The organism is Pedobacter sp. ASV1-7 (assembly GCF_040203335.1).
Classification (GTDB): Bacteria; Bacteroidota; Bacteroidia; order Sphingobacteriales; family Sphingobacteriaceae; genus Pedobacter.
Genome location: NZ_JBEHBV010000001.1, coordinates 708,169 through 721,044, shown reverse-complemented (window position 1 = coordinate 721,044; position 12,876 = coordinate 708,169). Strand labels below are relative to the sequence as shown.

9 protein-coding genes are annotated in these 12,876 nt (G+C 37.1%); 1 reads left to right on the top strand and 8 read right to left on the bottom strand.

The features are described from left to right. The first annotated feature begins 41 nt into the window (after positions 1-41). Positions 42-1,193 carry a fatty acid desaturase family protein gene (locus tag ABDJ41_RS03160; RefSeq protein ID WP_349784290.1) on the top strand — a complete coding sequence of 384 codons (1,152 nt, stop codon included), beginning with the start codon at positions 42-44 and terminating at the stop codon, positions 1,191-1,193. A 19-nt stretch (positions 1,194-1,212) separates the two neighbouring features. Here ABDJ41_RS03160 and ABDJ41_RS03155 read toward each other — a convergent pair whose 3' ends face one another. The 8 genes from ABDJ41_RS03155 to ABDJ41_RS03120 all read right to left on the bottom strand — a co-directional run bounded on the left by ABDJ41_RS03155 (position 1,213) and on the right by ABDJ41_RS03120 (position 12,834). After that, positions 1,213-1,905: a GDSL-type esterase/lipase family protein gene (locus tag ABDJ41_RS03155; RefSeq protein ID WP_349784289.1), complete on the bottom strand. Its 693-nt coding sequence runs from the start codon at positions 1,903-1,905 to the stop codon at positions 1,213-1,215. Between the two features lie 29 nt (positions 1,906-1,934). Next, on the bottom strand, positions 1,935-3,275 hold the full coding sequence (gene glpT, locus ABDJ41_RS03150) for a glycerol-3-phosphate transporter (RefSeq protein ID WP_349784288.1): 1,341 nt from the start codon (positions 3,273-3,275) through the stop codon (positions 1,935-1,937). A 105-nt stretch (positions 3,276-3,380) separates the two neighbouring features. Beyond that, positions 3,381-4,283 (bottom strand): glycerophosphodiester phosphodiesterase family protein, encoded by a 903-nt coding sequence (locus ABDJ41_RS03145; RefSeq protein WP_349784287.1) that lies wholly within the window; start codon positions 4,281-4,283, stop codon positions 3,381-3,383. Positions 4,284-4,314: 31 nt separating this feature from the next. Beyond that, positions 4,315-5,730, bottom strand: a complete 1,416-nt coding sequence (locus ABDJ41_RS03140; protein WP_349784286.1) for a calcineurin-like phosphoesterase C-terminal domain-containing protein — start codon at positions 5,728-5,730, stop codon at positions 4,315-4,317. A 19-nt stretch (positions 5,731-5,749) separates the two neighbouring features. Then, entirely contained in the window at positions 5,750-6,316 is a 567-nt protein-coding gene (locus tag ABDJ41_RS03135; RefSeq protein WP_349784285.1) for a hypothetical protein, read from the bottom strand. A gap of 128 nt (positions 6,317-6,444) precedes the next feature. Next, on the bottom strand, positions 6,445-7,992 hold the full coding sequence (locus ABDJ41_RS03130) for a DUF5689 domain-containing protein (RefSeq protein ID WP_349784284.1): 1,548 nt from the start codon (positions 7,990-7,992) through the stop codon (positions 6,445-6,447). 24 nt (positions 7,993-8,016) lie between these two features. Next, positions 8,017-9,582 carry a SusD/RagB family nutrient-binding outer membrane lipoprotein gene (locus ABDJ41_RS03125; protein WP_349784283.1) on the bottom strand — a complete coding sequence of 522 codons (1,566 nt, stop codon included), beginning with the start codon at positions 9,580-9,582 and terminating at the stop codon, positions 8,017-8,019. A 12-nt stretch (positions 9,583-9,594) separates the two neighbouring features. After that, complete coding sequence (locus tag ABDJ41_RS03120) at positions 9,595-12,834, bottom strand: SusC/RagA family TonB-linked outer membrane protein (protein ID WP_349784282.1); 3,240 nt, start codon at positions 12,832-12,834, stop codon at positions 9,595-9,597. Positions 12,835-12,876: the final 42 nt, after the last annotated feature.

The window sequence follows — 12,876 nt, the reverse complement described above, 5'->3', positions numbered from 1 at the left end:
GGTCTACATGTAGACAAAATGCTACCCAGCGGGGATAATTTATGAATAAAAAGGTTAAGTTCACGAATGTTGAGCAATCAACATTTTACGTGACAGTGCGGAAAAGGGTAGATGCCTACTTTACTGACAACAATATTTCCATCCATGCCAACCCAGCTATGTGGTTTAAAACCATATTTTTTTTAACTGGTATATCGGCCATTTATCTGATGATTCTTTTTGCAGGTTTCAATGCAGGGATTTCGCTTGTGCTTTGTGCTTTACTAGGCATGTTTGGTGCATTTGTAGGCTTTAATGTTTGTCATGATGCCATTCACAAAGCCTACTCATCAAATGGCAAGGTAAACCAGTTTTTTAGTTTTATCTTTAACCTTATTGGAGCTAGTCCTTATGTGTGGAACATCTGCCATAATATTGTTCACCATACTTATACCAATATTGCCGGACATGATGAGGATATAGATGTTGCTCCTGGTCTGATTCGCTTCTCGGAGGCTGAAACAGTAAACAAAGTACAAAGCTACCAACATTACTATGCTTTTGTATTATACAGTTTTGCTATGCTTTCCTGGGTATTCAGAAAAGATTATAAGAAGTTCTTTCAGAAAAAGATTGGAGAGCATGTTGCTAATCATCCCAGAATTGAATATTTCAAGCTATTCTTCTATAAAGGAATTTATTATTTTCTATTCATTGGGTTGCCTTTGCTTGTCATGGATATCAGCTGGTGGCAATTTATAATTGGCTTTCTGGTAATGCAATTTGCCCAGGGACTGGTTCTTGGACTAGTATTTCAACTAGCTCATGTTGTTGAAGGAACAAGCTTTCCTTTCCCTAATGGGCAAGGAAATATTGAAGAGGCCTGGGCAGTACATCAAATGCAGACCACTGCTAATTTTGGAGTAGATTGCAAAATCACTAGCTTTTTATGTGGCGGACTGAACAGACAGGTTGAACATCATCTGTTTCCTAAAATATGCCATATCCACTACCCTGCTATTGGAGCTATTGTAAAACAAACAGCAATTGAGTTTAACATTGAATATATTGAAAGTTCCTCTTTTGGCACAGCTTTGGTTTCTCACTATAAGACACTAAAAAGGCTGGGCAAAGAAACTTACAACGAGACACCACATATAAACAGGCCTGATCAATTGATGAACAGGCCTGCAATGGTTTATATAAAGAAATGATTTTTTTAGCAGAGGGTGGCTATTTTAAATACCCACCCTTTTTGAGCACTTCTGCCCAAACCTGGTAGCCTGCCGGCTTCAGGTGCAATCCATCGTGTGTGAGTTCTGCTTTTAAACGATTCTCTGAATCCAGAAAATGTGTATATAAATCGATTACGGTTATTTTTTTATCCGCAAACTTTCTGATTTCAGAATTGAGCCATAAAATATGATCGTCTTTACCGTAATGATTTTTAAATTTATTAAATGAACTATTTACAGGCAATAATGTGTAAAAATAGATTTTAGTCTTTTTTGAGCCTGCCTGTATCCTGTTGATGATACTTTTATAATTCCTTAAAATAGTGCTATCAGGAATATTCCTTGACACATCATTAATCCCGATTAATACAAAAACTTTTTTAGGCTTTCCTGATATTACCTGATCAAGGCGTTCTAATACGCCAAAAGTAATGTCTCCGGATATCCCTCTGTTTTTAGCATTGGGAAGCTCGAGCAATTTTGCCCAATTGGTACCTGCTGTAATGCTATTCCCCAGAAATACAAAGTCCTTTTTATCGATCCCTTCTGCTTTAAATTCTTCTATCTTTTTAAGATAAGCTTTAGGCCTGTAAGTACTGTCCCATGTTGCTTTCTGCGCGCTGGCTACACCTATTGTAAATAGCAGGATCAAACTTAACCCTGCTATAATTCTTTGAAATCTGTGGTTCATTAGTGTGTTTTTATAATTACAAGTTACTTTTATACAACCCCTAAATTCTTTTTCTCCCTGTTCCAGGTTAATGCCGTAAAGAAAATAGATAAGATACAGGCAGCAATAATCAACTCAAATCCACCATCCCAGCCCAGATTATCTACAACTATACCTATAGCTATATTAGCGAATAATGCCCCTCCAAGGTAACCGAAAAGTCCGGTTAATCCAGCTGCTGTTCCTGCTGCTTTTTTAGGCACCAAATCAAGTGCTTGTACACCAATCAGCATCACTGGACCATAAATCAAGAAACCTATGGCAATTAATGCTGTATTATCAATCCAGATATTTCCTGGGGGATTTTTCCAGTACACCAATACAGCAATAGTTACCAATGCCATATATATTACTGTAGCTGGTGCTCTGCGCCCTTTAAATACCTTATCACTAATCAGACCACATAATAAAGTCCCCGGAATTCCAGCCCATTCATAAAAGAAATACGCAAGACCAGATTCTTTCAACGTAAATCCTTTAGCTTCTTCAAGGAAAGTTGGTGCCCAGTCTAAAATACCATACCTCACAAGATATACGAATGCATTTGCAAATGCGATATACCATAGCATTCTATTGTTAAAAACATACTTGAAAAAGATCTCCTTAGCAGTAAATTCCTTTTCCTGATCGGAAGAATAATTTGCAGGGTAGTCATTTTTATATTCTTCAATGGGTGGCAATCCACATGATTGAGGTGTATCTCTAACCAAAACATAGGCAATAACTGCAAAAACTAAAGCAATTAGTCCCGGGAAATAAAACTTACTATGCCAATCTGCAAAGATCTCGATAGCTAGAATCGCAATTGGTCCTACCAAACCACCGCCAACATTGTGTGCTACATTCCAGATTGACATCATCGTACCTCGTTCTTTTATAGAATACCAGTGTACCACTACCCTACCACATGGAGGCCAGCCCATTCCCTGAAACCATCCATTAATAAAAAGTAATACAAACATCACTGCAATGGATGAGGTGGCAAATGGAAAAACCCCCATAAAAATCATGGTAAATGCAGAAAGCACTAATCCAACCGTAAGGAAATTACGGGCATTACTTCTGTCAGAAACATTCCCCATTAAAAACTTGCTTAAGCCATAAGCGATGGAAACGCCAGATAAAGCAAAGCCCAACTGCGCCTTGGTATATCCCTGATCAACAAGATCCGGCATAGCCAAAGAGAAATTCTTACGAACTAAATAGTAACCTGCATACCCCAAAAAGATTCCTAAAAAAACTTTAAAACGTTGCTTCTTATACTCGGGGTCAATCCTGCTTAAAGGTAAAAGCTCTTTGTGTGGAGCAGGAGAAAATAATTTAATACTCATTAAATGGTTAGTTTACTTGTTTAATCGTTTTTGGTTTTGTTGATGAGAGGGCATTAAGATTCAGCATGTTTGGCTATGAACACGCTGTTGTTGCTTTTGTTAAAACTAGTTAACCAATAGATTAGGATAATCAGAAATAATTCCATCTACATTTAATTGCTTCATAGCAACAATTTCCTCCTTGGTATTCACTGTCCATGGAATAACTTTGATCTTCTTCTCATGACATTTCTTTACCATCTCTTCATTAACCAATTTGTAAAGAGGGCTTATGATAAATGGATTAAATCCAAGATCAGCTAAATTCTCTTCAACTGTCTTTTTGTTATTGATCAGGAAAGAAGTTCTTACATGTGGGTATTTCTTATTTAACACTTGCAATGTTCTTTTATCGAAAGACTGGATAACAACATATGGAGTAATTCCTTTTTTCTCGATCACATCCATAAGTAACTTTACAAACTCTTCTGGTCCAGGATTTACTATACCGTCTCCTTTTGCGCTACACTTGGTTTCTATGTTATAGAACATTTGCTTTTTACCTTTACTGTAAGATTGTGCATCATCAATAAGATCAGATAGCAAAGGGATATATGATTTTATTTTCTTTTGTTCAGGAAAACCAGCATTAACCTTAGTTCCAAGATCGAACTGCTTTAATAGACTATAATCCATCTGATAAACGGCATATTTCTTAGCATCAGATTTCGGAATTTCTTTTCCTTCAGGTGTCAGCATAAATGAAGGGCTCAGGTAGTCATCATGAGTCACTACTACCTTACCATCCTTGGTGATATGTGTATCCATTTCTAAAGTAGTAATGCCCAGATCAATTGCATGACGCATTCCGATGATGGTATTTTCAGGCATCAAGCCTCTTGCTCCTCTGTGACCTTCAGTACTAAAGGCCGGGAATTCTACTTTAGTCATAGTATTTGATTTTTGTACGGTTTTACAGGCCGACAAACTTAACAAAGCCACAGTGGCTACACAAATTACTTTCTTCATTGATTTGTATTTGGTTATTGTATTTAATTATCTAAGCGTTAACAATTATTGTATATTTTTCACTGAAGCGATCAGTAACTATGACCTTTACGTTTTTTACCTCAGGTCCAAAATGTGCCATAAACAGGTGCTCAGTTTTTTTCGGTTCAGCAAAAGAACGGGTAACGGGTAGTTTATCTCCTTTGTACAATTGTACAGCTAAAGGATCGAAACCTTTTTGTTGTTCCATCACTCCCATTGCTTTATCGTCCAGGAAATATTCTATTTTCCATTGCGGATCCCAGTTCCATACATTAGCAATTGCCCGCTTCTGATTGGTTAATGGCTCAACAAACAGGTTAAACTGTTTAGTTTTATCAAATCCTGTTGATTTATAATACCACTTTAAGTTGGTTCCATCTACTTCATAAACTCCATAACCACGAGGAGTACCATCACCACAAATTGGCCCGGTCCACCATGCCCCACATACTGTACCATGGTTATGTTCGTAAATGTTCTCATTTATTACTTTATTGAGGTTATAGTGGGTATGACCTGTCATGATATGTACATTGGTATAGCCCTCCAGTAATGCATATAGTGCCGCATTATTTTTAACGGAATTATGAATTGGAATATGTGCACTAATGATCAATAACTGATCCTTTGCTACATACTTCAAATCTTTAGCCAACCACTCAAGTTGATTTTCTACGATATAACCATCATAGTTACGTTCTGTACCTAAATAGCGTACATCATCTAATACAACGTAATGTGCCTTACCTCGGTTAAAAGAATAGTATGTAGGGCCAAATACTTCCTTAAAGGTTTTATCTGATGTTTCATCACCGCCCATTCTATAATCCATATCATGGTTACCCAATGCCTGGAAAAAAGGGATGCCCATATCTGCTACAGCCTGATTATAATCTGGAAAAAGAGGAAGGTTGTCCCAAACAATATCTCCAACACAAATACCATGAACTAAGGCATCAGCTCCCATAGATTTCACCAATTGCTGCACATCAGGAACAGAAGTATCCATCATTTGCTTCACATCCTTCTTCGTCTTCACCTGCGGATCCGCCCATACGATAAAACTATGTTTAGTGTCGTTCTTTTTTAATGCCTGCAGTTTAAAATCGTATTGATTGCGACTTCCCAGTGTTTCATACTGCCTGCTTATGCTATAATCCGTTTTAAACTCATAACCTGCAGGTGTGCTCATAAAAACATTGGTAGCCATGTCGTTTGTGTTAATGGTATAATTTCCTTTTGCATCTGTTAACACCACGCTATAACCATCCGACATTACTACATTGGCTATACCTTTTTTGCCATCAGTAACCCTACCTTTAATCTGCTTATCTCTTTTTAAGCCAGAGAATGCATTAGTCTGTAAGCTGATAAACGCACCCCCGGTAATTAAACCGAGGGATTGTATAAAGGATCTTCTATTCATATCTTAAATGACTGGTGATTTAGTTTTGGTATACAGCAAGATCATCAATATTGAGACGTCCGTTTTTTATAGACGGATCTTCTTTAGAAGAACCCAAACCTAATTTATTAATACGGAAACGAACTTTACCTTTAATATCAGGAGTAAACGTAGCTACTTTTAAAGTAGGCTCCGGATCAGAAATATCCGCACCTACCTGAGTCCATGTTTTCCCTTTATCTGTAGATGCTTCTAGCCTCCAGGTACAAGTACGGTCTTTTTGAAAAGTACCGTAAGCTACTTCTACTTTTGAAGCGCCATTAGGTAAGTCAAAATTCATTTGTAAATACACAGATCTGTCTTTGTTTTGCTGCAATCTAACAGATTGCTTTCCGTTAAATCTATCTTTATTTTCAAGAGCACCTAAGAGTGCATCATCAAAAGTCCAGTTCCCGCTTTTCAAATCAACTTTTGCAGATTTATATCTGGATTTAGCAGAAGTATCAGGCGATTCGAATTGTTCAGGGAAGTTAGCATATAGGCTCCCTTTTTGTGCAAAAACATAATTTGATGCACAAAGCATCATTAGAAGGAATAGCTTTTTCATTTAGTTTGGTTTTTGAATGGTTTAAATCTTAATGCTTTTATGGAATCTTCATTAAAAAGAGAAGCTTTTGAAGTCAACACGAGCCATCAATGATAGCTCATGTTGAAAAAAGAAATTAATATTTGTTTTTAGTTTATAACCTTCGTTACATCTGGTCTGCTAGAATCCGGTCTTTGTTCAATTAAAGACAATGGAGAGTTTTTAGCAATTGGCCAAGTCGTATGTGCCCTTTTAGTTGTCCATTTCTTAGTTGTCGCATCATACACTCCACCTAAATAACTAAACTGACTATCAACAGCAACCACAAACTTTGCCGTGTTCTTCCCTTGTCTGAAAAATGGTTGATATGTAGTTCCATCATATACATTATACATATCATTACTACAAATAGAATAACCAACACCAGCACCATAAACATCGCCGCCATTTCCACCAAAAAACACCACATCTGAAGGTACCGTATATAGATTTACATCTGTAGTCGCAAAAATTGAAATACCAGCAACATTTCCACTATTGGCTAATAGATTACCCGTTTTATCTCCAATGTTATCATCTCCTTCTTCGTTATTATAAAGCTTGCTAACAATCCAGTTCGCATTACTGATATCAGTTGAGGTTTGCCCTGCTATTTGTTTTAAGGCACCTACATAAAAGAATTTTCCTTTTGCTACGGTCCCCTTAGTAAGTTTAAATTTATAAGTACGTACTCCACCTCTATTCCATCCATTAACAGGGAAATCAGAACCAGTTGCTCCTGCATTATTGGAGGTGTAGACACTAAATGGTTTTTGCCTAAAATCCAAATCTTGAGTTGCCATAAATTGTATGTATTCATAGTTAGCATCTGTACCTGATGGATTTGCAAAGTAGCCTGTAATAATTGCTGGATTTGGACCCAATGGAATATTAGGGTCCACTATTATACTCGTAGCTTCAAAATCTGCATTTATACGTGGCCATATCTGAGAAACCCCTGCCGTTGTTTGAATTACAATTCCCTTGACATTAGCCGTCCAAGGTAACAATTCAGATTTAAAGTTAGCTGTGCCATTAACCTGCATTTGAAGATCTCCTAAACCATCGTTTAACATTTTTGTACCTTCAAGTGTTTCAACACCAATATTAGGTTCAAAATTACCATTGTATACCGCACCATAAAGCCCTTCAAAGTTATCAGGTTTAGCAAATAAAGCTACAGTAGATACTGGTGTAATAATCACCTTAACACCAGTTGCAACTCTTTTAACATTAGAAGCCGGAACTCCTGTTATTTGCAAAATACCGTTTACTCGCTTCAAGATAGCTCCCTCAATATCAATATGAACAGAATCTCCAGGCACGTAATCTGCTGCGGCTGCACCTATATTAATAGCCATTCCCCTTAAAGAATCGACTCCATTACCAGTCATTCTTAAATTTTGAATAAACAATAAGCCTTCTGGCAAATTATGCCCCGAATGATCAGAGGTAACTTGTCCTTTTACGGAGATTGCTTCTCTCGTAACTTGTCTGGTTAAAATCACTTCATTCCCTCTGTAAAGCTTTCTTAAATCAAAATTTGAGATAAATGGACTAGGAGTAACTATCATATAATCACTATCCCTTTTACAGGCAGACAGAATAGCCAGACATGCCCCTATAATCAGTATATGTTTTTTTAAAATCTTTTTCATAACTATTTTTCTAAATATTAAGAATTAGGGTTTTTGCCACCAAACCAATGTATTGATATCATCTGAACCTTGAGCGGCTACAGCATTCTTATAGTTAGTTGGATTTGTCGATTGCGTTACAAGTGGGTAATTTAACCTAGCCGGCATTACACCTCCATTAGCTAAACCTGGTCCCTTTGGTAGAATAGGGTGTCCTGTACGTCTATACTCAAACCATTGTTGAAAATCAACCAAAAACATCGCATAATACTTTTGAATATGGATCATCTCCATCTTACTATTTCCACCTATGCTTGAGTCATCCAATGGTAGGGCTGGATTCCATTTTAAGTTTGCCTCAGTTATATAGGTGATGAATTTAGCATCTGAAGGACCTGTATATAGAGTTGGCATCCAATAAGTAATTGCATCAGCTATTCCTTTGTTATAATAACTCTCTGCAGAGCCTGCTATCCAACCCTTTGCAGCCGCTTCAGCCAATATAAAACTTACTTCAGCACTATTCATTATGATACCTGTATTGGGATCTGTTTGTAAAGTAAATTTATTCTCTGCATCCGAATTAAAATGAGCCTGTATAACTACACCAGATCCTGGCAAAAACCCACTCGGAACACCCACATATCCATCAACTCCTTTATCAATACCGAAACGAGGCACACCACCAGTTCCTAAAGCAGGATTAACCCTTGGATCTTCCCACGAAACTAATTTACCTAAGAAGAAGTCGCAAATAGGCATGTTCCTAAAATCTACCGCACGTATACCTATCATATATGGAGAAGAATAAACAGCACTACTACTATTAGTCCCGTTCCATAGAATCTTAGCAGTCTGTGTATTATTTTCTATAATTGGATACTCAGCAGGGTTAGTATCAACCATCTCTTTAATCTTTGCCTTTACCGTACCTGCAACTTCTATTTTGCCAGAAGCACGAAGCAATAATCTTAAATAAAGGGAATTACCAAATCTTCTCCATTTTGAAATATCTCCCTTATAAACAGGATCACTTGCGTCTATAGCTGTGCCCTCTTTTAATAACTCATTTGCTTCTTCCAGTTTTTTAAACATATCTTCATAGATATCTTTTTGCTTATCAAACTTAGGTTGCATAAGCCCGTCTCTACCCATATTTGCTTCAGAATACGGAATATCTCCATAAGTGTCTGTTAATAATGACGAAACCCATGTTTGTGAAATTAATGATATTCCCTGATATGATTTATTTAAACTCTCTGGTTTACTTGCAATCGTATAAATGTCTTTAAGGTCAGTCATATTTGTATACCAGGCATTCCAGGTATAATCCGCCCAGGTTCTTCTCACATCATAACGAAAAACTTTACCTTCTGCATCACTAATTTCTACTGAGACCTGCATCAATTGGTTATTGAAGTTCCAATTACGAAGCATGTTAGCATATAAAATATTCACTAAAGCAGGCTGTAACAATCTGCGAGCTTCTACTTCTCTCTCACCAATTGGATCAATATTTACATCGATGAAATCTTTTTTACAGGATAGGGTTGTTGACAGGCCCAAAACTGTTAAAAGTGTATATACTATAGTATTTTTAATCTTTTTCATAATTTCTATAAATTAAAGGCCCACAACTAAACGTACACCATAAGTCCTTGTAGATGGCAACTGACCTGTTTCAAATCCTTGAACAATATCTGAACCAGCCATCGTTCCAAACTCCGGATCGAACGCTGGCCATGGCGACCAAATAAACAAATTACGTCCATAAACACTAAGAGTTACTTTATTGAAACCTATAGATTTCAGCAATTTCTTGTTAAGCGAATAACCAAAACTAGCTTCTCTAAATTTAATATAATCTGTTCTAAAAATACTTCCTTCAGCTTGACCACTTCCATATACCGACTCATAAAAAGCAGCAAGATCGGTAGCGATTACATCATTTTTACGGAAAGTTCCATCTGGATTCTGTAAAACTCCATCTCCAATTACACCATTATATCTTCCAGGTAAAGTAACTTTATGTTTACCCAAAGAAGCCATTCTAGAGAAAGTAAGTGAATGACCAACTCCGCCAACCTGAGCATCAAACAGAACATTTAAGTTAAACTGTTTATAGTTAAACCCTGTACCAAGACTGAATCTCATAGTTGGCATAGTATTACCAAGGTATAGCAAGTCAGGGTTTTCTAAAGCTACACCTGTCTCAGGATTAAATATGATTTGACCATCTGGCGAGCGTAGATAACCTCTCCCATACAGATCGCCCATGCTACCACCAACATTTGCCACAACCTGACCACCGCCCAATGCTCCTGTACGAAGTACTACAGAACTATCCGCTAGTTCTTTAATTACATTTTTATTGGCAGAGAAAGTAGCAAAAGTTGTCCACTTAAATTTCTTGGTTTGAATAGGTGTGCCATTAAGAGCAATTTCAATTCCCTTATTATCTACCCTCCCAATATTAACTACCTGTACATTATAGCCAGTAGATTTATCTACAATTCTATTTAATATCTGGTTTTTAGTGTTACCTGCATACACAGCAACATCTAGGCCTAAGCGGTTTTTAAACATTTTTAAGTCTAATCCCAACTCAATTGTTGTTGTTTTTAGCGGTTTCAAATTGTAATTAGGCAATACTCTCGGGTTGCTCATTGAAGTATCTGGATAAATTCCGTCTGCCGCTTTCTGATAATAGTACGCAGTTCTATATGGAATATTACTTCCACTACCTACCTGCGCTATTGATGCTCTTAATTTAGCAAAGCTAAATGCCTTTGGAAGCTTCCAATAATCAGAAGCAACAAAAGCTAAACTTGCTGATGGATAGAAAAATCCTACATTATCAGTGTGTGTTAATGTTGCCAAAGTACTATTCCAATCCTGGCGACCGGTAATATCTAAGTATAAAAAGTTTTTATATGCAAATGATGCTGAAGCATAAAAACTATTAATCCTATATCTTGCAGTATCTGGAACATAAACCAAAGGATTTTCATTATTATCCAGCCTATATTCATTTGGAATTACCAAACCATCTGCACGCGTTTCCATCTTTCCATATTCATTGCGCATCTGGCTACCACCAAAATTTGCTGTCAAATGCAAATCCTTATTGATTTTCTTATCGTATTTTAACAAGAAGTCGGCATTAATCTCATAAGACCTCATATCTGACACACGATACGAACCATGCGCAAATTTATTCCCAGATGCATCCCAAGGACGGCGCGTATTACGAACTTCATCATTTAAATCTATCGACGCTCGAGCCATTAAACTTAATTCCTTATTAAATTTATAATTAGCTTGAAGATTTCCTAAAATCCCATTTCTTCTTTGTGCATTTATATATTGCTCCGAAATAGCATAAGGACTCTCCGGATTAGTTGTAGTAAGGTTCATTAATTGTTCATACTTCTTTCCAGGAGCCCAATAGTCTCTATACCAATCAACATTTACGTTTGGCTGTGCAAACATAAACCAATACATAAGTGACTGGTTACCATACCCTGTAGCTGGCAAGTTATCACTATGTCTATTACTATATTGTGCTTTTAAATTTAGACTTAGCTTTTTAGTTAGCTTAGTATTTGCATTAAAGGCAACAGTAGTCCTTTCATAGCCTGTATTTGGCACAATCCATTCATTATTACCATGACTTGCAGAAAAACGCATAGCTACCTTCTTATAGGTACCATCTAAACTTATTGAGTTTAATGATTCAAACCCAGTCACAAAGAAAGCATCAATAGGGTCCTTATAAGCAACCCATGGTACCCTTTCAAGGCTCTGCTTCTTTGTTAATGGATCGTATTGATAATACATCCTTCCACCATCAAATGGCGCTCCCCAGGTCGAACTAGTCCCATTTGTACTCGCCCCATCAGGAGATGTACCATATGAGAAATAAGGAACACCAAAAGTACCTGCACCAAACTCTTGTTGTCTATCTGGCCCTCTGTTTATATCTTGCCATGAGCTGTTTGAGGTAAAGGTAATCCCCATTGTCTTTCTACCTTTGGTAGCTGATTTAGTAGTAATAATAACCGCTCCATTCGCACCTCTCTGACCATATAACGCAGATGCTGCAGGGCCTTTAAGCACTGTTACGCTCTCTATATCATCAGGGTTTAAATCATTAATTCCGCTACCAAAATCCGCAGGCATAATATCACCAGATGTACCATATACACCTCCACCAGTAGCAGCAGTACGTTTAGAGCTACTTGAAGCTACAACACCATCAATTACAATAAGAGCCTCATTATCACCTGTAAGGTTATTTTCACCACGTAAAATGATTTTGTTGGAACCTGAAGGACCGTCGTTACGAACCATGTTCAAACCAGCAACTTTACCTGATAATGCATCAGTCCAGTTACTTGAAATGGCATTAGTTAACTGAGTACTATCAACAGTAGTTGTGGCAAAGCCTAAAGATTTCTCTTCACGTTTAATACCCAATGCAGTAACGACAACCTCATTGAGGTCAGAGCTTGAACTCTTCATCTCAACAGACATACTTGAGGTTGCATTAGTAACCATTCGCTTAACAATAGTATAGCCCAACATATTAAAAGAAACTTCTGTTCCTTTCACTACGTTAACGCTAAAAGCTCCTTTTGAATCCGTTACACCCAAAACTTTTCTTTGGCTGTCAGAAATAGTTACTCCCGGAATAGGCTGACCATCTTCAGCATCTTTGACCGTTCCTTTTACATTCACTGTTCCCTGAAAAAACATTTCGCCTAAAGGTCGTACCTCACTCGCCTTAAGCATTTGCGGCAACTGTAAAAAAACCAAAACCCATGCTAGTGCAAGGTATTTGAGAGGCCTTTTAAATTGCATGTAGTTAGTAAAATTTTTAATCATAATGCTAGTTAATAATTT

What these genes read in the sequence shown, in the direction of transcription:
- ABDJ41_RS03160 (WP_349784290.1), top strand. Translation starts at nt 42, where the DNA reads ATGAATAAAAAGGTTAAGTTCACGAATGTTGAGCAATCAACATTTTAC.
- ABDJ41_RS03155 (WP_349784289.1), bottom strand. Translation starts at nt 1,905, where the DNA reads ATGAACCACAGATTTCAAAGAATTATAGCAGGGTTAAGTTTGATCCTG.
- glpT (WP_349784288.1), bottom strand. Translation starts at nt 3,275, where the DNA reads ATGAGTATTAAATTATTTTCTCCTGCTCCACACAAAGAGCTTTTACCT.
- ABDJ41_RS03145 (WP_349784287.1), bottom strand. Translation starts at nt 4,283, where the DNA reads ATGAAGAAAGTAATTTGTGTAGCCACTGTGGCTTTGTTAAGTTTGTCG.
- ABDJ41_RS03140 (WP_349784286.1), bottom strand. Translation starts at nt 5,730, where the DNA reads ATGAATAGAAGATCCTTTATACAATCCCTCGGTTTAATTACCGGGGGT.
- ABDJ41_RS03135 (WP_349784285.1), bottom strand. Translation starts at nt 6,316, where the DNA reads ATGAAAAAGCTATTCCTTCTAATGATGCTTTGTGCATCAAATTATGTT.
- ABDJ41_RS03130 (WP_349784284.1), bottom strand. Translation starts at nt 7,992, where the DNA reads ATGAAAAAGATTTTAAAAAAACATATACTGATTATAGGGGCATGTCTG.
- ABDJ41_RS03125 (WP_349784283.1), bottom strand. Translation starts at nt 9,582, where the DNA reads ATGAAAAAGATTAAAAATACTATAGTATATACACTTTTAACAGTTTTG.
- ABDJ41_RS03120 (WP_349784282.1), bottom strand. Translation starts at nt 12,834, where the DNA reads ATGCAATTTAAAAGGCCTCTCAAATACCTTGCACTAGCATGGGTTTTG.